Origin of the sequence: Chryseobacterium artocarpi (assembly GCF_001684975.1) — a bacterium.
Classification (GTDB): domain Bacteria; phylum Bacteroidota; class Bacteroidia; order Flavobacteriales; family Weeksellaceae; genus Chryseobacterium; species Chryseobacterium artocarpi.
Genome location: NZ_MAYH01000001.1, coordinates 357,127 through 380,055, shown reverse-complemented (window position 1 = coordinate 380,055; position 22,929 = coordinate 357,127). Strand labels below are relative to the sequence as shown.

Here is a 22,929-nt window from a genome sequence, read left to right as displayed (position 1 = left end):
ATTTGAATGTAAATTTAAAGATTGATTTGAAAAGGATAATTAAAAGATTAAAAAATTGACAATACAGAGGTTTTTAAACACTTTAGGTATTTTTTAATATTTTGTGTAAATAATGTTAATTTAAATTTAAAAAATAAAGGTTTTTAGGTTCTTAATTCGCTCAATCTGCGGACTATATACAAAAACAACAGATTAAATAATAGTTAAGCCACAATACTTATTTACCAAATTGAAAATAATAAAGTGGAATTAATATGAGATATCCAAAAAAATAAGCAATAATTTGAGATGATATTTTTCATAAAATCACTTCGTGAAGATTTAATACTCTATTCAAAATAAAATATTCATCTTTGCAGCCTTAAAATCAAACACGCTAGTTTATTTCATGAACACTATTTTCAATAAGCGACTTCTTATAGCGCTTGTATTACCAACTGCCGCCTTGTATTATGGGCAGAGTACGAAGGATTCTTTAGAAAAATCTAAATCTATTGATGAGGTGATGTTGGTGGGAAGAAACCTTTCCCAGACAGCCAAAGAAAGAAAAACACCTGTAGCAGTTTCCAACATTAAGGCAGCTGAAATTCAGGAGAAATTAGGAAACAGAGAGTTCCCTGAGATTATGAAGTCTACACCATCTGTATACGTTACCAAAGTAGGTGGTGGATTTGGAGACAGTAGAATCAACATGAGAGGTTTTGATGGTGCCAATATTGCGGTAATCATCAACGGACAGCCTGTGAACGACATGCAGGGAGGTACTGTTTACTGGTCTAACTGGACCGGATTGGCAGATATTGCAAGCTCTATTCAGATTCAGAGAGGTTTAGGGGCTTCTAAATTTGTAGTTCCGTCTGTAGGGGGAACGATCAATATTGTAACTAAAGCTACGGATTCTGAGCAAAAAGGAATGGTAAAAGCAGAGATGGGTAATGACAACTACTCAAGATTATCTGCAATGTATTCTTCGGGATTAAAAAACAAATGGGGAACTACAGTATTACTTTCTCGTTGGCAAGGTGATGGTTACATCAACGGAACTAAAGGTGAAGGATATTCATGGTTTTTCTCTACAGGATTTAAGCCTAATGAAAAGCATGCGTTCAATTTGATTGCAACTGGTGCACCACAGGTACACGACACAAGAAGATCTTCTGCAACGGGAGCGAATGTGGCAACACTTAGACAGTTTGATACTTACGGAAGAAGATTCAACCCTCAAACGGGAATGCTGAACGGTTCTGAATTCAATTTAGCTCCAAACTTCTACCATAAGCCAATTGCTTCTCTTAACTGGGACTGGAATATTAATGATAACCTGAAACTTTCCACAGTTCTTTATGGTTCTTGGGGACGTGGTGGCGGTGGTACCGGACTGAACGGTTCTATCAAAAATGCTAACGGAGATGTAATGAACTTTGCCAACAATGGTCCTGGCGGAGATGGTACCATCAACTGGGATATGATCTACCGTTATAACAGAGGAGGTATGGTGACTGATTACAATGGAAATACTTTCCAAAAATCTACCTTTACCGCTCCTGCAGGTTCTCCTACCGATCATAATGGTCAATACGTAACTACCTTAAACGGAAATACTGGTATTTTTAGAAAGCAGAGTATCAACGCTCACGACTGGTACGGAGTAATTGCCGATTTAAATTATAAAAAGAACAACTGGACTTTCAACGGAGGTATTGATCTTAAAACATACAAAGGAGCTCTTTATGATATTGCTACCGATATGTTAGGATCAGATGCTTTGTTTGTAGGCAGCACAGTGAATTCTCCTAAAGGATATTTTATCGATCGTACGGTAAAACCTGAACCTCTTACCAAGCTTAATAATGCTCAGAAAATTTCTGTTCACAATGAAGGTTTAGTAAAATGGGCTGGTATTTACGGAATGGTGGAATATAGCTCTGAAAAGCTAAGTGCATCTGTTCAGGGATCAGTTTCCGAGCAATATTATAAGAGAAGAGATTATATGCTGTATACTCCGGGGAACCAGGAAACAAAATGGTACCACAAAACGGGATATATCGTAAAAGGAGGTGCTAACTATAATATTGATGATCACCATAATGTATTCTTCAATACGGGAATCATTTCAAGACAGCCGCTATTCAATGCATTATTCCCATCTAATCAGAATATCTACAACGATGCGAAGAATGAAAGAATTTTCTCTGTAGAGTTAGGATATGGTTTCAAATCCCGTTATATCGATGTGAACATCAACGCGTACAGAACGCAATGGGATGACAGATTTATTTCAAGAACATTCAACGCGACTTCTACAGATATCGCTAACTTTCCTCAGTTAAAACTTGGAAATTCTTATTTCTACAATGCACTGAATGTAGGACAGCTTCACCAGGGTGTTGAATTGGAAGCAAAAGCAAGACCTTTCACAAACCTTAGACTGAGAGGGATGGTTTCATTTGGAAACTGGAAGTATAAAGGAAATGCAAGCTTCAACATTATTGATGTTCAGAACAATCAGGAAGTTTCCGGAGCAACAGGAACCATCAATATTAAAGATCTGAAAGTAGGTGACGCTGCACAAACTACTGCAAGCATCGGAGCGGATTATAATATTACAAAGGCATTCAGCATTGATGCAAACTGGGAGTATTATGACAAGCTATATGCACAGTTCAACCCTATCAACTTCCTTACTGAAGCAGCAAGGGAAAAAGGAATCGTAAAATTACCTAGCTACCATTTATTTGATGTGGGTGCCAGCTATAAGTTTACGATTGATTCTAAAAAATCATTAACATTAAGAGCTAACATATACAACTTATTCAACACGTATTATATTTCTGAATTAAGCTCTAATATTCATACAACTGATAAAATTGCCAATGGTCCGGGTGCCGGAAAAACTTACCAGGAAGCTGGAAGAGTTTATCAAGGTGTTGCTGATGGTAATACAGGATTCTTAGGTTTCGGAAGAACGTGGTCTCTGGCTGCAACTTTCAGATTCTAATAGGATATCTTATACATAGAAAACCCACCAATATTGGCGGGTTTTTCTGTATTTATACAATGAATTATTTTTTGTTTGAGATAGATTCAGTTTATTTAAGAAAGCTGAACCTGAAAATCATCTGTTAAAGATAAAACTCCTTCTGACAGACTTTCAGGATGTGTAGTGAAGCCTTTCAGCTTTGAGGTTTTCCCTTTTACAACAAGGTCCATCAATTGTTTATCAGATAGTTTTTTACCGAAGATTTCAAAAGTGATTTTAAACCCGCAGTTTTTAAAGTCCGAACAGCCTACAGCGGTTTTACCTTTGATGAGGTTATGTTCTTTACATTTCGGGCACTTGGTATCTTCCCATGCCTGAAGTTCTTTTTTCTGTGCAGGTTCTCTTTTTTTCTTTTCTTTAGTTTCCTCTTTCTCCTCTTCTTGCAGTGTAATTACTTTTCCTTTTCCGTATACCACTTTGTCTGTAAGTTCCGTCACCATCTGAATCAGCTCTTCTTTGAAAAGATTAGCTTCATACTCCCCTTTCTCTATTTTACGAAGTTTTGATTCCCATTCTCCGGTAAGCTCCGGACTTTTTAAAAGTTCGTCCTCAATAGTATCGATCAGCTGAATTCCGGTTTGGGTAGCAATTAGATTCTTCCTTTTCTTCTCGATGTATTTTCTTTTGAAAAGAGTTTCTATGATGTTTGCACGGGTGGAAGGTCTTCCGATTCCGTTGTTTTTCAATAATTCACGAAGTTCTTCATCTTCTACCTGTCTTCCGGCTGTTTCCATTGCTCTCAGCAATGTTGCTTCGGTATAAGGTTTCGGAGGAGATGTTTTTCCCTGGTGGATCATTGGATCATGAGGTCCTGTTTCTCCCACAGTAAACTCAGGAATAGTTTGTTCTTCTTCCTTTTCTTTTTCTTTATCAGTAGATTCTTCTTTAGGTTCTTTTGCATAAACAGCTCTCCATCCCGGTTCCAGGATTTGTCTTCCACTGGTTTTGAAAGGAATGGTTCCTACTTTTCCTTCTACTAATGTATTTGAAATTTTACATTCAGGATAAAAAACTGCTATAAAACGTTTTGCAATCAGATCATAAATTAGTTTTTCTTCCCTGCTCAGATTTTGAGAAGGTGGAACTTCGGTAGGAATAATCGCATGGTGATCGGTTACCTTTGCATCATCAAAAACTGCTTTGGATTTTGGAATCGGAGCTTCTAATAATGGGGCGATCAGATCCTGATAAAAATGCATTTTCTGAAGAATTCCGCCAATTTTCGGATACAAACTTTCGGATAGATAAGTGGTATCAACACGTGGATAGGTTACGTGTTTCTTTTCATAAAGGCTCTGGATATAATTCAGGGTATTTTCTGCAGAATATCCGTATTTTTTATTGGCTTCCACTTGAAGTCCGGTAAGGTCAAAAAGTCTTGGATTCTTCTCTTTTCCTTCTTTAATTTCAAATGAAACGATCTCAAAAGGGTTTACTTTAAGGTATTCCAATCCTTTTTCTGCACGCTCCAGGGTTTTTAAACGGTCAATCGCAGCATTGAAAATAACGTCACGATATTTCGTTTTAAGTTCCCAGTATTCTTCTGTGGTAAAGGCATCAATTTCTTTCTGGCGCTGCACCAGCATTGCCAATGTAGGGGTCTGAACCCTTCCAATGGAAAGTACAGCTTTATTTCCTCCAAATTTCTTTGTAAAAAGCCTTGTCGCATTGATTCCCAATAACCAATCTCCAATTGCTCTTGCGTTTCCGGCAAGATAAAGGTTTTTATAATCTTCGGCTGGTTTTAAAGTTGCAAAGCCTTCTTTAATTGCTTCTTCCGTCAATGAAGAAATCCATAAACGCTGGATTGGTTTATTACATTTTGCTTTCTGTAATACCCAACGCTGGATCAATTCTCCCTCTTGCCCGGCATCCCCACAGTTAATGACCTCATCACATTCTTCGACTAGCCTTTCAATTACTTTAAACTGATTTTCAACTCCTTTATTCGGAATCAGCTTGATCCCAAAACTACCCGGAATGATGGGTAATGAAAAAAGATTCCAGGATTTAAACTGCGGACCATAATCGTGAGGTTCCTTAAGGGTACAAAGATGTCCGAACGTCCATGTCACGCAATAGCCGTTCCCTTCCATATAGCCTTGTTTAGGCGTTGTAGCACCTAATACTTTGGCGATATCTCTGGCAACACTGGGTTTTTCGGCAATACATAATTTCATGAACTCGGGTTTATTGAAAGACTACAAAAATCGGGATTTTTTTTGACTTTAGCTAATTTAGTTTGAAGCCTGAAAATGGAAGAAGGAAGTTATTGAGCTCATAAATAGTGACTATTTGCTCCTATTTTCATCATTATTAAGGTGTTTATGCAAAAAGCCCCCTTAAAAAAGGAGGCAGGATCAACAATATTAATGAAACAAGTTCATTATTTCTTTTGGGCTTCTGTAATGGCTTCTGAAATTCCACCGCCTGCAGTTTCAAAGAAGGCTGGACCAGCCAACAGATATACTTTTTCTAATTTTTTGGTAGTTGATAGCTTATGCTCTTTTAAATAATTCTCAGAACGACTGGCATTCACAATACCTCTTACTACATTTCCTGCTACTAAAGCCGTGGGAGAGTCTATTCCGGCATCTTTCAGATCACTGGCAAAGGCAAAATTGGAAACACCCAATCTCATTGCTTCACGAGCAGCTACCTCTCCTACTGAGATCATTAAATCCGGCGTAAATTTATTACGATCACCTAAACCTATCAATAATAGTTTTTGTGCAGACATAGATCCGGCAGGAGGTGTAATTAAAATAGTTTCTAAGGAATGTCCCAGAAATTGTCCTGATTTTCTGATATTGGTAAGTTCCCCTTTCAAAGCTTCATCTAAATGTACCAATCCGTTCAGGTTAGCAGGTAAAGCCGAAGCGTTGAAAATATCCCCTTCCGTGTATTCGAAAACACACGCTACCTGAAGTTGAGCATTTGCAGAAGAAGGACCTTGTACTAACCCTATCATGGAAATCCCATCTACTGAACCCCAATTTTTGGATGTTCCTACACTTGTAGTCTGAGCAATTATCAGGTTTGAAAACACTAATACAATAGCTATCAACAGTTTATTTACCGAATTTTTCATGATATTACAATTTTACATTGTCATAGGAACTTCCATTAACAGTATTTCCGAACCTTCTGATGTAGATTTTATATTTAAATCTTTAATATCCCAAACTCCGAAACCATCTCTCTCTTCTACTTTCTGACCTTCGATTTCGGCACTTCCTTTAAGGATAAAGGCATAAACTCCATTTCCTTTTTTTCTGATCTGATAATTTATTTCCTGTCCCTGATCAAAAGTTCCCAGATGAAACCATGCATCCTGATGAATCCATACGCCTTCATCGTCAGCATTTGGAGAAAGAATCTGCTGGAACTGATTGTGACTTTTTGTTTTATCTAAAGTAATCTGATCATATCTTGGCGTTACATTTCTTTTTTTCGGGTATACCCAAATCTGTAGAAATTTCACTAACTGATCGCTATTTTTATTGAATTCACTGTGCATGATTCCTGTTCCGGCACTCATCACCTGAATATCTCCACTTTTGATGATGGCTGTATTTCCCATACTGTCTTTATGCTCAAGGTCACCCTCTAAAGGAATACTAATGATCTCCATATTATCATGTGGATGGGTCCCAAAACCTCGTCCAGCTTCTACTCTGTCATCATTCAAAACTCTAAGTACTCCAAAATGCATTCTTTCCGGATTATGATAATTGGCAAAGCTAAAAGTATGCTGGCTCAGTAACCAACCATGATCTGCTTTCCCTCTTGAATCTGCTTTATGAATGACAGAGTTGTCTTTAATTTTTGATTCTGTATTAGGCAAATGATTATATCCTATGGGCTCTAATGGCTCAATCTCGTCAATTTCGTTTTTCATTGTATTTCCCAGAGAAGCAGATGCTACAAACATTCCTGTTCCGAGTAACCCTTTTTTTAAAAAATCTTTTCTGTCCATATCTCAAGTGTTATTTGTTTGTTTTTGATATGACAAATTTAGAACAACGGAAATGGTTACACATTTAACTAGTTTAATAAATTGCTTTATTTTAAAATAAATGTTTTTTAATGGGGGTTGTTGGAAATCACAAAGACGCAAGATTACTTTACATGCTACTGATGTAAGGCGCAAAAAATTTATCTTCGATAAAATTGTATACTGTTGAGAAAGTCTTTATTCTGACAGTGGCAGACGAATGTTTTTATTTCATGAATCTAATAAATGAATGATGAAATGTTGCTCCCGCAGATTGTGCTGATTGTGCAGATTTTAGTTTGTTTGAATTTTAAAAACCCAAATCATAAGAAATGTTATTGATACTAGTGAATCTTCAATCTCTATAAAAATTCGGCAGCCATCTATTATCTATTTCTCTTTTGAGGCAAGACGTTTTCTGATCGTGCTTACAAATTCTTTTGAAACGCCTAAATAGGAAGCTATATAATATTGCGCAACTCTTTGTGGAATAGAAGGGTATACTTTTATAAATTCTAAGTATCGGTCTGAGGCAGATTTGGATATGGTATCTACCAATCGGCTTTGAAGAGTAGTGAGATTTCTTTGCACCAGCATTCTGAAAACCCTTTCAAACTTGGGAATTTCGTTTAACAGCTTTTCTTTTGTTGTAGGATTCAGCATATAGATTTCTGAGTCTTCAAGGGTTTCAATATAAACTTTAGAAGGTTTCTGATCCTGAAATGATGCAATATCACTGATCCACCAGTCTTCAATGGCAAACAGCAGCGTTACTTCGGTTCCATTATCGTCCAGACAGTACATTCTCACACATCCCTTATGAATATAGCCTTCAAACTGACAAATCTCTCCTTCCCTCAGTAAAACAGTTTTCTTAGGGTATCTCTCACACACCAATAAATCTGTAAATGCTTTCTCTTCCTGTGGTGTAATGGTAATGAATCTTGTAATGTTTCTGATAATATTTTCAAACATGGAGTAAAGTTTACTCCTGCAAATTAGGAAAAAGACTGTAAACTTCATTCTTTAAAAGTCCACTTCCGCCTCCGTAATGATCAATTACTTTCACATCTTTGTTTAAACCGGTACAAAATACTTTAATATCTTTTTCAAACTGTTCTTCCAATCCTGAGCTTAGCAATACAATATCTACATGATTTCTCTTGAGATACTCATAACAGAAGTTCTCGTCACTCTGAATTTTGGCAGTCCAGCCTTCATTATTTTCTATAATTCTTTTTAAGACATCCAGAATTTCCTGATTTTTTCCTATGACTAAAAAATGTAGTGTTTTCATTATGCTCAAAATTAAAGCGTTATATTTAATAGTATATGAGTACAGTTTTCTATTGACCGACTTACATGTAATAAAATACTGGCACTCATATACTTTTACTTTTTCTATAGGTGTTTATTCCCTATTATTTTCAATTCATTCAAATCCAGTTGCGACTCTGCCTTACGGATCTCCTCATCAGTGAAAACCTTTTCACGCTTCATCTTAAATAGTTCTTTTCTTTGCAATGCAAAAATATCAAGCATAACATTCTGATATTCTTCCATATCACTTTGTCTGTTGCTACACATTTCTACAGAATTTAAATGATTTTCATGAAGTGTGATATCATTTTCCAGTGCTTTTTTAAGATTTTCTATCAGGCTATTTGTAGTAATGGAAGTTTCATATTCATGATTGAGTCTATTGACAGCCAGCTTATCAAGTCTTATTTGAATCCCGGCTTGTTGTTCATGAGAAGGAAGAATATGATCAAGCTCTCCAATTTTTATTAATTTAATGATCAAAGGTAATGTAAGTCCCTGAAAAACCAATGTTACAAAAATAACTATAAATGTGATAAAAATAATCAGGTTTCTCATAGGAAACTCAGTCTGTGAATTCATCATAACCGGTATAGAAAGGGCTGTTGCTAAAGAAACTACTCCTCTCATCCCTGCCCATCCGATAATCAATGGATTTTTCCATCCCGGACTAGCATCACGACGAGCCTCAGCACTAATCCATCTTGGAATATGGGCAACAGGATAAATCCACAACAAACGAACTACAATCACAATCAGGCTTATAATCAAACCATATTTAATTCCCTGCATTAATGATGTTTCTCCTAAACCATTAATAATATCAGGAAGTTCAAGACCTATTAAAACAAATACTAAAGCATTCATTACAAATATCAGGGTATTCCAGACTCCTGTCATATTGATTCTTGTGGTTCCCGTTTTAAAAATCTCATGAGCACGGAAAGACATGAACAATCCGCCACTTACCACTGCCATTACTCCTGAAAAGTGGAAATGCTCGGCAGAAAGAAATAAAATGTAAGGTGTCATTACAGTAAGTGCCGCATCAATAGCCGGGGTAGTTGGCAAAAACCTATGAATCACATAGAAAATATGTGCTCCGGCAATTCCCACCACAATGCCCATTCCTGCTACCAGAAAGAACTGTCCTGTTGCTTCATGCATTGAAAAAACACCTGTCATCACAGCTGCTAGAGCAAAACGGAAAACAATTAATGAAGAAGCATCATTGATTAAACTTTCTCCTTCCAATATGGCGATTGTTCGTTTTGGAACTTTCAAACCTTTCAGTACAGTTGTTGCTGCCACAGCATCAGGAGGAGACACAATCCCACCTAATAAAAACCCTAATGCTAAAGTAAAACCTGGGATTAAAGCCTGCGAAACATATGCTACAACTAAAGACGTTAGAAATACCAATCCAAAAGCAAGTAAGCTGATAGGGCGTTTCCATTTCCAGAAATCATTCCAGGAGGTATACCAAGCTGCTTCATATAAAAGTGGAGGTAAAAAGATTAAAAATATAATATCAGGGTCCAGTTTTAAAACCGGAACTCCCGGAATCATACTGATTCCCAATCCTGCCAGGACCAGAAAAATAGGATAAGCAATTTTGATTCGTTGTGCCAGCATGACCAGCATCATGACGATTAATAATAATCCTAAAATTAAAAGTAATTTCTCATGCATGGTTTTAAAGTTGATTATTGAAAAATAGATATTTAGTGTTTTAATAAAATTTAATCTTTTATATAAATAAACAATGATGTTCTTTCCTTTTTCTCCAGATTCTTTGTTTTATGTCCTTTCCCTGTAATGTCTTCTACCAAAAGAATTTCACCTGTTTGGAATTTCTTTTTTATACCCAACGAAGTTTCTATTTCCACTCCGCCATCCAGGAGCACAATATATTGTATCTGAGGAGCACAATGAAAATCATAATTGTAATTTGCAGAGACTTTTCGAAACTGTAGTTTTTGAACATCAAAAGTTTCAGATAAAAATCCGATATCTCCTTGATCTACAAGCGGAATATTAATACTTTCAAAATGTGTATCTCCTTCTTTATCACTGAAAATACGGGTAATATTCATGATCTCTGTTTTTTAATTAATGTATTCTTTAGATTCTACAGAATGACAAACTGTACGATTTATTTATCTGCACACTTTGTCATTTCTTAAGAATTTTATTTTTGTAACATCTTTCCGGATCAAGGCTAGACTATTTATTTAAATATGATTGAGTTGGCAAGTTGTATTTCCTCCTCATTGATAAAGTGCCCAAAATTGGCATATACTTTCTCCGTTACCTCAGCGTTCATCTCTTTTAGAATATTTGCTGTAGCATATACTCTTTCAACAGGAACATGGAAATCAGGATTACTGGTTGCTAACAAAACAGAAGTTCCGGCAAAATCACCTTTATAATTCTCACGGTTGATCTTATCACCGATCACACCACCAATAATAGCTGCTGCCCCACCAAACTTCTGAGCATTTCTTACTAAAAACTCTAAAGTAAGGCATGCTCCTTGAGAAAACCCGAAAAAATAAATATTCTCCGGAGCTATTCCTGCATCTGTAACAACCTGAACCGTCTCACCTATGATTTCAAGAGCTGATGACAGCCATGGTTCGTTCTGATCTACGGGTGCCATAAACGACAATGGATACCAGGTATGATTCAAGGCTTGTGGAGCCAATATCGCATAATCATTTACATTCAAATGTTGGGAAATGCTCAAAATATCCTGAGCACTTCCACCTCGTCCGTGTACCATAATCAAAGCTTTTTTTGCCTGTTTTAATGGTATTCCTGCTGTTTTTATATTTAAAGTATGACTCATTTACTATCTGAATTTTTCTGTTGGATAATTTATTTTTGGAAGAACAGTAATTAAGTGTTCTCTTTGCTCTTCAAACTGTTGAGGCAATTGCAGATCTTCTCCTAAAAATGCAGCTTCCTCATCTACATCGAATCCTGGACCTGAAGTTGCAATCTCAAATAAAATACCTCCTGGTTCTTTAAAATATACTGAAGTAAAATATTTACGATCTTTTACTCCTGTATGCTCCAATCCATAAGCATTTAACCGTTCAATCATTTTAAGCTGAGATTCTGCATCCGGAGTCGCAAAAGCCACATGATGTACGGTACCTCTGCCAGCAAGCCCTTTCAACACATTGGGAGTAGAAAGTAAGTCTACATATTTTCCCGGAAGATTTTCTGTACCTAATCTCAAGCGGTCTGAGCTTTCATTAATAACTTTATGATCCATCTGAGTCATTAAAAGAGCTGCTGTTCTCTCATAAGCATCCTGCCAAATTTCAACATGATGGATTCCTTTTAAAGCATAATCTTTTGGAATATATCTGTTATAGTATCCCTTTCTTTCATCTTTATCATTAAAAACAAGCTCAAGACCCAATCCGTCAAAATCTTCAAGATAGATGAAAACATCTTCAGAAAACCTTTGCTGAGGTTGTTTATAGGGTATATTAAACTTTTCCAGACGGCTCATCCAATAATCCAATGCATCAATAGAAACTGAAAAAGCGGTAGTATTCAACATTCCTTTCCCATGCCTCCCGTTGATCAAATCTTTCCCATACGGAAAAGTTGTCATGATTGTTCCGGGTGTTCCATATTCATCTCCGAAATAAAAGTGATACGCTTCCGAATAATCAAAGTTTACCGTTTTTTTTACTAAACGAAGTCCTAAAACTCCGGTATAAAAGTCTATATTTTCCTGAGCATTGCCAGTGATTGCTGTAACGTGATGCAGTCCTGTTATAAGGTTCATAATGAGGGTTGTTATTAATTGGGTTTGTTATAAAACTAAGATAGCAAAAGGGTGAAAAGGTAAATTTATCAATAAGCGTGTTTACCTTTACACTCCTTAAACTTTTATTTGCTTAGCATTATTCTTTTAACCATACATCGTTATATTCTTCCGGATGATGTTTGAACTGTGCATACACAAAAGGACATAATGGTACTATTTTCAGATCATTTTCTCTTGCATAGGAAACCAGCCTTTCCAATAATATTTTAGCAAACCCTTGTCCTTCATATTCGGGGCTTACTTCAGTATGGTATACTGTCAGTTTTTTTCCAATGACTGAAATATCCATTTTACCGGCTTTCTGATCATCTGAGAAAAGTTGAATTTCTCCTTTTCTTCCTTCTAAAACGATTTCTGTTCTTTCCATCTTTTTATTTTTTCAAAATTAATATCTTTCTAAATCTAGGGTAATGATCTATGATAACTTCGGCAATACACCTTCTATTTTATCTCTCATCCCTTCATACTGAGCCGGTAATTTTAAATTTTCACCTAATTCTGCCAAATCTTCATCCACTGTGAATCCCGGATTATCCGTTGCAATTTCAAACAAAACCCCTCCCGGTTCACGGAAATACAATGAATAGAAATAATCTCTGTTGATCTTCGGAGTAATATTCAATCCTGTGGATAATACTTTTTCACGGTATTCCATTAATATATTATCATCTTTCACTCTGAAGGCAATGTGATGATTGGTTCCTGCGGCATTTCTTCCTGCTGGCATTTTATCATTCTCAATGATATCTATAATATTTGCTGTATCAATAGCATTGGTTGCCAATCTGTATCTGTCGGCTTCTTGTTTTTGAAGATCATAGCCTAAAATATCTGTCAGAACTTTGATAGTAGGCTCTGCCTTTTTCAAAGTAAGAGTTACATTATGAAATCCTTTTAATGCATTTTCATCCTTGATATCATCGGTTGTCCATACTTTTCGGTTGTCATCATTGGAGGACTCTATAAACTGTAACTGAAGTCCGTCAGGATCTTTAAATGAAATCATTTTCTCACCAAAAAGCTCTCCTTCTTCTACATTGACATTGAAACCATTTAATCTGTTTTTCCAGAATTCTAAACTGTTTTTAGGAGCTGAATACCCAATATGAGTAGCCATTCCGCTTCCGTTAGTCCCCTGCCCTATCCCTTCCCAGGGAAAGAAAGTAAGAATAGTTCCCGGTGTTCCATTTTCATTCCCAAAATAGAAATGATAGGTTCCCGGATCGTCAAAATTTACAGTTTTCTTTACCAATCTCACTCCTAAAACCTGAGTGTAAAAATCTAAATTTCTTTTTGCATTGTCTGCAATGGCAGTAATATGATGCAGACCTAATATTCTATTATCCATGTCTTTAATTTTAATGCTAAATTACTACTCATAAACAATGTGCACATTTAACTAGTTTAATAAATAATACTTACCCGATTTTTAGCATTAGAGAAAGATTTATCTAGTGGGATCTTTATTTTTTATGATTGACAATTAATATTCGCTATCATTTTATGCCCTATTATCTCAGATGCCCTATTATCTCTAATTCACAAACAGGTATATTTTCTCAATTAAAACTTCAAAAGACATTAACCTTATTCATCCAATTGAACAATTCCTAAAAATTTCAAATCTTTTTCTTTTTTTCACAAAAGAGCAAAAACTCTTTTTTTATTAAAAAATATACTTAAAAATAAAAGTAACAATTTTAAATTGATTAGAAAAGAAAAAAACAAAACACACAACTTACTGAAAACAAACATATTAAATGATTAACAATAATTTAATCTTTAAAAAGTCTATATTTTTAGTAGACTAATTAAAATTATATTATATATTTGCAATCGTATTCAGAAAATAAAACTAAATGAGCACAGAAACAAAGAATAATATAACAAATAAAAACATCATGAAACATATGATGAAAGCTATTTGTATGCCTGTGCATCAAGAATACTGTGGGTGACCTTACATTTAATATGACATACTTTTCATAAGGCCCTACCAAGTTGTAGAGCCTTTTTTTATTAAAACCAACAACATAAAAAAAATAAAAATGAGCAATTCTAAAAACAAATGGTTAGTTCCATTGGCATTTACAAATATCTATGTAATATGGGGGATGACGTTTTTAGCTATTTCATTTGGCTTAAAAGGTTTTCCACCATTTATACTTTCCGGATTGAGATTTCTGGTAGCAGGAATTCTGATGATGGGATATCTTCTTTCTAAAGGAGAAAAGGCAAATTCTTTGGTAAACTGGAAGAAAAACGCCATCACCGGAATCCTTATCCTTACCGGAGGAACCGGTCTTGTAGCATGGGGAGAACAATATGTAATGGCATCCGAAGCTGCTATCTGTATAGCAACCGGTCCTTTCTGGTTTATCGCAATTGACAGAAAAAACTGGAAGTATTATTTTTCAGATAAATTTATTCCGATAGGGCTAGCCATTGGTTTTACTGGGCTGATATTATTTTTAAAAGGCAGTGTAAATTCACATGCGGCACATGCTGCTGTTGACGGTCATCTCCGTATTACAGCATTTATAGTATTAGGTTTGAGTTCTATTGCATGGGTTTTAGGATCTTTATATTCTAAGAAAAATCCTGCATCACAATCTACCTTCATGAATATTGCACAACAGCTTATTGTAGCAGGATTGGCGTCATTTCTTATCTCTTTATTCAGAAATGAATGGACAGGTTTTTCAGTATCAGCGATCCCATTATCAGCATGGCTGGGTGTTCTGTTTTTGATCTTCTTTGGATCAATAGTCGCGTATTTGTCGTACATTTGGCTGTTGTCCGTGAAACCCGCTGCATTGGTAAGCACCCATACCTATATTAACCCTATTGTTACGGTTATTGCAGGATGGATTGTAGCCAATCAAAGTATCAATGGTAGTCAGCTATATGGTTTGGCAGTTATATTGCTGGGAGTACTTCTTACCAATATTACCAAATACTTTAAACTTTCGAAACGGTCTAAGGTCAAAATCAGAAGAGTGAAAAGATTTTTTAACAAAACAGGCAGACGATATCAGCCTATTTAAATAGTATAAAACATCAGAATGATAGAAATCAGAAACATATCAAAAACATTCCACCAGAAAAAACAAGCTTTTAAAGCATTGGATCAGGTAAGTCTCAATATAGACAAAGGAGATATTGTAGGAATTATAGGATTTTCAGGAGCAGGAAAAAGTACTTTGATCCGCACCGTTAATCTATTGGAAAGACCGGATGAAGGACAGGTAATTATCAATGGAAAAGATTTCACCAAATTAAGTTCCAAGCAACTCGCTGAAGAACGTAAGAAAATAGGTATGATCTTCCAGCACTTCAATCTTCTTTCTTCCCGTACTGTTTTTGATAATATAGCACTTCCTCTGGAACTAGATCATAGCAGCAAGGATCAAATTAATAAAAAGGTCAACGAATTACTGAAAATTGTAGGTCTTGAAGATAAAGCCAATGATTATCCAAGAAGTCTTTCCGGAGGTCAGAAACAGAGGGTAGCGATTGCGAGAGCATTAGCCAACGATCCTCACCTTCTACTTTGTGATGAAGCCACAAGTGCTCTTGACCCGGTTACTACTCAATCTATCTTACAATTGCTGAAGGATATTAACGAAAGACTTGGTATTACCATTCTTCTGATTACCCATGAGATGGAAGTTATCAAAGCCGTCTGCAACCATGTTGCCGTTATAGACAAAGGAAAATTATTAGCAAAAGGAACTTTAAGCGAGATCATTTCGGACAGAGAAAATCCGGTGATCCAACAATTTATAAATTCAGATATCATGACCCTGCCACAGGAACTTAATAAAAGACTACAGAAAGAACCAGAGGATGGTTTATTTCCACTGGTCGAAATAGAACTTAACGAAAACTTAAGCGTTGAACAAATTCTTTCAGCGTTATATAATGAACATAAAATCCCATACAAACTTTTGAAAGCGGATGTAGAATATTTTGGGAATTCTAATTTTGGTAAACTACTTTTGCAACTTCAAGGCGAAGCTGAGGAAAATCAGAAAGCCATCTATTATTTTAATCAAAATAAAATTCAAAATACAGTAAAAGGATATGCTTAGTGATACGGTAATTGCCCTTTTGGCAAAAGGAACCTGGGAAACGGTTTATATGACATTTGTGTCTGGATTTTTTGGATTTGTCCTCGGGCTTCCGGTAGGAATTCTGCTGTTTTTAACAAGAAAAGGACAACTGCTGGAAAATGTAATCTACCACAGAACATTATCTATTATCGTTAATATTTTCCGGGCGATCCCGTTCATCATTTTAATTGTATGGATGATCCCTTTTACAAGAGTTTTAGCAGGAACATCCATTGGAGTAAATGCAGCATTGGTTCCATTAAGTGTAGGAGCTGCTCCTTTTATTGCAAGACTAGTTGAGAACAGCCTTATTGAAGTTCCTCACGGATTAATAGAAACGGCAAGAGCTCTTGGTGCTTCACCTTTCCAGATTATCAGAAAAGTATTGCTTCCGGAGGCACTTCCATCATTAATTAATAATGCAACCATTACATTGATCACCTTAGTAGGATATTCTGCAATGGGAGGTGCTGTAGGTGCCGGTGGATTGGGACAGGTGGGATATCAATACGGATATATCGGTTATGATATTGTGATTATGAACACTGTTTTGATATTGCTTGTTCTTCTGGTATTTATTATACAGTTTATGGGAGACAGGTTGTCTAAAAGATTTGACCATAGGTAAGTTTTAGAGTGAGTGAGATCTGAACGAATGAGTTTTCTACCCTCTACCGATATTATTAAAAAGAATAGAATGAAAAAAATAAAGATTTTAGGTTTGATAACTGCCGGAGTATTGCTTTTCAGTGCTTGTTCAGGGAGAAAGGACGATCCGAATTTCATCAGAGTCGGAATTACGTACGGACCTGAGCAGGAAGTGGCTGAAGTTGCCAAAAAAGTTGCTAAGGAAAAGTATAACCTTGAAGTGGAGCTTATCCCTTTCAATGATTATGTAGTTCCCAATGAAGCTTTGATGAATGGTGATATTGATGCCAATGCTTTCCAGCACGCTCCTTATTTAACCGAACAATCCAAACAAAGAGGTTATCATCTTGCTGTCGTAGGAAATACATTCGTTTATCCTATTGTAGCCTATTCAAAGAAGATTCAGAACATCAGCCAGCTTCAGAATGAAAGCACTATTGTTATTCCTAATGACCCTACCAATGGTGGACGTTCATTACTTCTTTTACAGAAAAATGGTTTATTGAAGCTAAAAGCAGGAGTGGGATTACTTCCAAAAGTGACTGATATAGTTGAAAACCCAAAACAACTGAAAATTATGGAAATTGAAGGAGCTCAGATCCCAAGAGTTTTGGATGACCGTGATGTTGTAGTTGGAATTATCAATAATAATTTTGCAGCACAAGCCGGATTGGATTCTGAAAAACAGGGAATTTTCAAAGAAGACAAAGACTCCCCTTACGTTAACCTTGTTGTATCAAGGCAGGATAATAAGAACAGCCAAAAAGTAAAAAACTTTGTAAAAGCTTATCAGTCCGATGAGGTGGAAAAAAAAGCTCTTGAAGTGTTTAAAGGAGGAGCAGTAAAAGGGTGGGATTAAAGTTTGAGGGTTTCGAGATACGAGATACGGGTTATAATCCCTTCACTTCAAATTGATCATTCACTTGCAAAGCAAAATTGATTATCGACATGTAAAATCTCTTCCTCTATTATCTAAAATATTAAAAATCAAATTTCTACCGAACAATAAACAACAAACTGTCAGCAATTTAGCAGGCAGTTTTTTTATGCTTTAAAATTTATTTTCTCAATTTGAGATAATAAAGAAATTTTCTTACTTTTGCTTTCAATCAAATAAAAAGGCATTATGTTAAAGAAAACCGCCATTGTAAGTTTATTCACCCTTATTTCTGTTTCTTATATGGCTCAGACCAATACTCCCGTTTATTTAGATGAATCAAAACCTGTAGAACAACGTATACAGGATGCTCTTTCCAGAATGACACTGGAAGAGAAAGTAGCAATGCTTCACGCACAGTCGAAATTCAGTTCTCCCGGTGTTCCAAGATTAGGAATCCCCGAATTCTGGACAACGGACGGTCCTCATGGGGTACGTCCTGAAGTAATGTGGGACGAATGGGACCAAGCCGGATGGACCAACGACTCTATCATCGCCTACCCTGCCCTTACCGCCTTATCTGCAACATGGAATAAAAAAATGTCATGGAATTATGGTAAAGCATTAGGAGAAGAAGCACGATACAGAAAAAAAGATATTCTTCTGGGACCTGGTGTAAATATCTACAGAACTCCATTGAACGGAAGAAACTTCGAATACATGGGCGAAGATCCTTACCTGACTTCGAAAATGGTGGTACCTTACATCAAAGGAGTACAATCTAACGGGGTGGCTACTTCAGTTAAACATTTTGCCCTCAATAACCAGGAAATGTTCCGTCATACCAGCAATGTAAATGTGGATGACAGAACGCTTTATGAAATTTACTTTCCACCATTTAAAGCTGCCGTAACAGAAGGCGATTCATGGACCATCATGGGAGCTTACGATCTGTATAAAGGACAATATGCCAGCCAGAATCAATACCTTTTAAATGATATTCTAAAAAAAGAGTGGAACTACAAAGGAGTGGTAGTTTCCGATTGGGGAGCTGTTAATAATACAGAACAGGCGATCCACAACGGATTGGATCTTGAATTCGGATCATGGACCAATGGTCTTTCAGCCGGAACTAAAAATGCCTATGACAATTATTATCTGGCAAAACCTTATCTTGATCTGATCAAAGCAGGAAAAGTAGGAACCAAAGAACTTGATGACAAAGTAACCCGATTACTTCGTCTTGCCTATAAAACGACAATGAACCGAAATAAACCTTTCGGGAATATTGCTTCTGAAGAACATAAAGCTGTAGCAAAGGAAATCGGTGAAGAAGGAATTGTTTTATTGAAAAATCAAGGTAATGTACTTCCGATTGATATTAATAAGGCTAAAAAAATAGCAGTTATTGGAGAGAATGCCATCAAAATTATGACTGTTGGCGGAGGTTCATCTTCATTAAAAGTAAAATACGAAACTCTTCCTTTAGACGGAATAAAGTCCAGATTCGGGAAGCAATCTGATATACAATATGCCAGAGGTTATGTAGGAGACATTGGCGGTGAATACAATGGTGTAAAATCCGGACAGGATTTAAAAGATTCCCGTTCTGAGGCAGAATTATTAAACGAAGCGGTAGAACTGGCAAAAAAATCGGACTATGTTATCTTCGTTGGCGGATTGAATAAAGCAGATTTCCAGGACAGTGAAGGAAACGACAGAAAAAGCTATGGATTACCATATAATCAGGATAAGGTAATCTCTGCTCTTGCGAAAGCTAATAAAAATCTTGCTGTTGTTTTAGTTTCAGGGAATGCTATTGCAATGCCTTGGATCAAAGATGTGCCAACCGTAGTACAGGCATGGTATCTTGGTTCTGAAGCTGGAAATTCCATTGCTTCTGTTTTAGCCGGTGATACCAACCCATCAGGAAAACTTCCGTTTACTTTTCCAGTGAAGCTTGAGGATAATTCCGCTCATCAACTTGGTGAATATCCGGGACAAAAAGATGAATTAGCTGCCGGAAAAGGAAAAGATCAGAAAAACCCGATCAATATTACTTATAATGAAGGAGTATTTGTAGGTTATCGTTGGCATGATACAAAAAACATTAAACCTCTTTTCAGCTTCGGGCATGGATTAAGTTATACAACTTTTGAATTTGGAAAAGCTAAAGCTGATAAAACAACATTATCACAAAACGAGACCATTACTTTCACGGTAACTGTTAAAAATACAGGAAAGAAAGCAGGAGCTGAAGTGGCACAGCTTTACATCAGTGATTTAAAATCATCTGTTCCCCGCCCTGCTAAAGAATTGAAAGGTTTTGAAAAAGTATATTTAAATCCGGGTGAGACAAAAGAAGTGACATTTACTATTGACAAGTCTGCTTTAAGCTTCTTTGATGCTCAGAAACACGACTGGGTAGCAGAGCCAGGAGATTTTGAAGCTCAAATCGGAAATTCTTCTGATGCTATTAAAACAAAGGTGAAGTTCACCCTGAAATAGTAAAGAATGAAATTGGAAGTATGAAGATGCAAATTACTATTTGACAATCAATCAGCTAATCTATCCGTTAATTTTGTAGAATTTATAAGCAGGTTTCTATTCGAAATCTGCTTTTTTATTTGCTTACATAAAAAACAGCACGGATCGATTCTATTTAAAAAATCATCCAATCTTTAGCTCAAAAAACAAAAAAAACAGGCTTCAACCAGAAACCTGTTTTTATATTGATTTAAATTCTTTCTATTTTGCTCCTCCGGCATTTTTCTCAACATCCGTTTTCGTATTCTCTTTCACCTTTTGGTTTCCAAAACGCTTCACGAAAGTAACAGCTACCCCGTACCAATCCCATTTCTGATAATCTCTGAAAGTTCCCACCTGACTGTATGTTGTATTGTCAGCATAAGGTCTTTTAAAGATGTTCATCAGCTGTAAGCTTGCTTCCATCTGTGTTTTAGGGAATAATTTAGTCACAGAAATATTATGAAATACGTTGGTGTTATTAGCGTAAGAGTTTCCATTGTTCTGATTGGCAATTTCCATCCATGCACTGATATTTATATTCTTATTGAACAGATTCGAATAGGAAACATTTGCAGATCCGCCCCAATAATTGATATAGCTTTTTCCTCCAATTTGATTCTTCTCATTAAAATCTTTATTATCGATATAATACCATCCAAATCCAACATTTACATTCAATTTATTTTTCAGGAAATTCTGATTGGTGTTTGCAAAAAGATAGTATTTTTCAACTTTTCCGTTAAAATTCCCCGGTAAAAATACATTTCGTCCGTTTTCTGTAGCAAAAGTGGTCCAATAATCCTGGTTGGTATGCATATATCTTGCAGAGATAAAGTACTTTTTCAGGATTCCGAATTTCAGGTACAATCTGTCGTTAGGATTTGGATTTAAGTCCATATTTCCTCTGGAATACGTTCCGTCAATAGAAGGTGTAACAAAAGGATTAAATTCAGAATACCACGGTCTCCAGATACTTCTGTTGTACGTTAAACTCACATCATATTTATCTGAAAAACTATATTTTATTAATAAATTAGGAAGAAAAGTTCCATAGCCGTCTTTTCTTTCTGTTCCGGCAACATCTTGTCTTACCCTCAGATCTGTATATTCATATCGAAGTCCGATACGGGTTTCCAGTTTTTTGAAAAACGTCTTACTATAGTTAGCATATACGGAAGTAATATTGTCTTCATAATGGAATTTATCATTGGTTGATAACCCTTTGTAATCAAGATCTTGATTGATCACACTATAACCGTATAATGTATTTGGAATCGCATGATTATTGAACTCAGTTTTTGCTCCCACTTCAATTGTGCCTCCAGATTTCCCCAATGGCTGCGTATAATCTACCTTCAGATAATAATTACGCATCTGATTATCACTGGTCACCCCTACTTCTTTAATCCCGTTTTTTAACGTTGTTTTATTGATCAGTTGATCACTGTCATTTCCGGAATAATTCGTACCCAGGTTTACATCCAAGATTCTGTTTTTCTCCTTGTCATAATATTTATAAAAGACATTCGTTCCAAGGTTACGATAAAATCCGTCTTCATTCTGAGTCTGAAGATATGAATCAAAAAAACCTCCGTTCTTATACTCAGTTGAATTCGTTTCAGATAAAGACTTGCTACGGCTTTGGAAATATTCCAGAATAAGCCCAACATTATTTTTATCGTTTAGTTCAAATTCTGAAGTAGAAGAAAGCGATGGATTTTCACTTTTTGTTACTGTTTCATATTCAATATCACTGTCTTTATTAGACTTATCATAAGATCTGATATTTTTAGCACCTTTTTGTACGTAGGTATTATTCCCATAGCTTCCGATAAAAGTCTGGGTAAAGCCTTTCTTATGATAGTTGAGGTTAAAGTTTGTGTATTGTGAGTTCTTGGTACTTTGCCTGTTATTCAGAGAGATACTTCCTTTAATTCCTTCATCATCTCTTTTCTTCAGAACAATATTAATAACTGATCCGGAAGTTTCGTAACGTGAAGACGGACTTGTAATAACTTCTATCTTCAACAAGTTATCGGCTGGGATTGTTTTAAGATATTCTTTTAATTCTTTTCCTGTAAAAACAGATTTTCTATCGTTGATATAAACCGTTACCGTCTGTCCTTCCGCTTTTACAGCATCATTATTATCAATACTTACCAATGGTGTCATTCTCAAAACATCCCAGGTTGTGTTTCCGGCTACGATAGCACTGTTTGCCACATTAAAAACAGTTCTGTCTACCTTAGACTCTACGGTAGGCTTCTTTGCGACAATCGCAACTGCTTCTATCTCTTTTGTATTCCCTTTTACAGTGTCTTTTACAGTCTGAGTCTGTGCCAATGCTAAAGAACCCGTTAATACTGCTATTGGAAATAATATTATTTTCATGAAAGTTATAGTTTATCCAATAAGACCACTGTATTCCGGTTTTTGTTACATGGAAAATGAAAAAAAATTTAATAAACTATTAGGCTTTAACACTTTATAAAAAACAGTTTTAGAGATAATTTAAAAAAATAACAATTATTAAGACAAAATAATCAAACAAAT

General features: G+C 35.9%; 18 protein-coding genes. 6 read left to right on the top strand and 12 right to left on the bottom strand.

Translation table 11 applies throughout. From position 1 onward, the window contains the following. Positions 1 to 388: 388 nt before the first annotated feature. Positions 389 to 2,998 carry a TonB-dependent receptor gene (locus BBI01_RS01610; RefSeq protein WP_065392942.1) on the top strand — a complete coding sequence of 870 codons (2,610 nt, stop codon included), beginning with the start codon at positions 389 to 391 and terminating at the stop codon, positions 2,996 to 2,998. A gap of 95 nt (positions 2,999 to 3,093) precedes the next feature. On the opposite strand, the gene BBI01_RS01605 is transcribed toward BBI01_RS01610, so the two are convergent. The 11 genes from BBI01_RS01605 to BBI01_RS01555 all read right to left on the bottom strand — a co-directional run bounded on the left by BBI01_RS01605 (position 3,094) and on the right by BBI01_RS01555 (position 13,555). Continuing rightward, complete coding sequence (locus tag BBI01_RS01605; protein WP_065392941.1) at positions 3,094 to 5,220, bottom strand: type IA DNA topoisomerase; 2,127 nt, start codon at positions 5,218 to 5,220, stop codon at positions 3,094 to 3,096. A gap of 206 nt (positions 5,221 to 5,426) precedes the next feature. Further along, positions 5,427 to 6,131: a M17 family peptidase N-terminal domain-containing protein gene (locus tag BBI01_RS01600; protein ID WP_065392940.1), complete on the bottom strand. Its 705-nt coding sequence runs from the start codon at positions 6,129 to 6,131 to the stop codon at positions 5,427 to 5,429. 12 nt (positions 6,132 to 6,143) lie between these two features. After that, entirely contained in the window at positions 6,144 to 7,019 is an 876-nt protein-coding gene (locus tag BBI01_RS01595; RefSeq protein ID WP_065392939.1) for a pirin family protein, read from the bottom strand. A 408-nt stretch (positions 7,020 to 7,427) separates the two neighbouring features. Continuing rightward, positions 7,428 to 8,012 carry a Crp/Fnr family transcriptional regulator gene (locus BBI01_RS01590; protein ID WP_065392938.1) on the bottom strand — a complete coding sequence of 195 codons (585 nt, stop codon included), beginning with the start codon at positions 8,010 to 8,012 and terminating at the stop codon, positions 7,428 to 7,430. A gap of 10 nt (positions 8,013 to 8,022) precedes the next feature. Continuing rightward, positions 8,023 to 8,334, bottom strand: a complete 312-nt coding sequence (locus BBI01_RS01585; protein WP_065392937.1) for a hypothetical protein — start codon at positions 8,332 to 8,334, stop codon at positions 8,023 to 8,025. 104 nt (positions 8,335 to 8,438) lie between these two features. Next, on the bottom strand, positions 8,439 to 10,049 hold the full coding sequence (locus BBI01_RS01580) for a Na+/H+ antiporter (RefSeq protein WP_065392936.1): 1,611 nt from the start codon (positions 10,047 to 10,049) through the stop codon (positions 8,439 to 8,441). 50 nt (positions 10,050 to 10,099) lie between these two features. Then, positions 10,100 to 10,453 (bottom strand): cupin domain-containing protein, encoded by a 354-nt coding sequence (locus BBI01_RS01575; RefSeq protein WP_065392935.1) that lies wholly within the window; start codon positions 10,451 to 10,453, stop codon positions 10,100 to 10,102. A gap of 134 nt (positions 10,454 to 10,587) precedes the next feature. Then, on the bottom strand, positions 10,588 to 11,208 hold the full coding sequence (locus tag BBI01_RS01570) for an alpha/beta hydrolase (protein WP_065392934.1): 621 nt from the start codon (positions 11,206 to 11,208) through the stop codon (positions 10,588 to 10,590). A gap of 3 nt (positions 11,209 to 11,211) precedes the next feature. Further along, positions 11,212 to 12,165: a VOC family protein gene (locus BBI01_RS01565; RefSeq protein ID WP_065392933.1), complete on the bottom strand. Its 954-nt coding sequence runs from the start codon at positions 12,163 to 12,165 to the stop codon at positions 11,212 to 11,214. 118 nt (positions 12,166 to 12,283) lie between these two features. After that, entirely contained in the window at positions 12,284 to 12,574 is a 291-nt protein-coding gene (locus BBI01_RS01560) for a GNAT family N-acetyltransferase (protein ID WP_065392932.1), read from the bottom strand. Positions 12,575 to 12,622: 48 nt separating this feature from the next. After that, a complete protein-coding gene (locus BBI01_RS01555) occupies positions 12,623 to 13,555 on the bottom strand; it encodes a ring-cleaving dioxygenase (RefSeq protein WP_065392931.1) in 933 nt (310 codons plus the stop codon). Positions 13,556 to 14,255: 700 nt separating this feature from the next. Here BBI01_RS01555 and BBI01_RS01550 point away from each other — a divergent pair. The 5 genes from BBI01_RS01550 (at position 14,256) to BBI01_RS01530 (ending at position 20,355) form a co-directional block, all read left to right on the top strand. Continuing rightward, a complete protein-coding gene (locus tag BBI01_RS01550) occupies positions 14,256 to 15,254 on the top strand; it encodes an EamA family transporter (protein WP_065392930.1) in 999 nt (332 codons plus the stop codon). A gap of 18 nt (positions 15,255 to 15,272) precedes the next feature. Further along, positions 15,273 to 16,301, top strand: coding sequence for a methionine ABC transporter ATP-binding protein (locus BBI01_RS01545; protein ID WP_065392929.1), 1,029 nt, complete (start codon positions 15,273 to 15,275; stop codon positions 16,299 to 16,301). Further along, the gene (metI, locus tag BBI01_RS01540) at positions 16,294 to 16,950 is read left to right on the top strand and encodes a methionine ABC transporter permease MetI (RefSeq protein WP_065392928.1); all 657 of its coding nucleotides are present in this window, start codon (positions 16,294 to 16,296) and stop codon (positions 16,948 to 16,950) included. The genes BBI01_RS01545 and metI overlap by 8 nt, the downstream gene beginning before the upstream one ends. 69 nt (positions 16,951 to 17,019) lie before the next feature. Next, positions 17,020 to 17,829: a methionine ABC transporter substrate-binding lipoprotein MetQ gene (gene metQ / locus BBI01_RS01535; protein WP_065392927.1), complete on the top strand. Its 810-nt coding sequence runs from the start codon at positions 17,020 to 17,022 to the stop codon at positions 17,827 to 17,829. Positions 17,830 to 18,096: 267 nt separating this feature from the next. Beyond that, complete coding sequence (locus BBI01_RS01530) at positions 18,097 to 20,355, top strand: glycoside hydrolase family 3 C-terminal domain-containing protein (protein ID WP_065392926.1); 2,259 nt, start codon at positions 18,097 to 18,099, stop codon at positions 20,353 to 20,355. 240 nt (positions 20,356 to 20,595) lie between these two features. On the opposite strand, the gene BBI01_RS01525 is transcribed toward BBI01_RS01530, so the two are convergent. Further along, the gene (locus BBI01_RS01525) at positions 20,596 to 22,767 is read right to left on the bottom strand and encodes an outer membrane beta-barrel family protein (RefSeq protein ID WP_065392925.1); all 2,172 of its coding nucleotides are present in this window, start codon (positions 22,765 to 22,767) and stop codon (positions 20,596 to 20,598) included. Between the last annotated feature and the right edge of the window lie 162 nt (positions 22,768 to 22,929).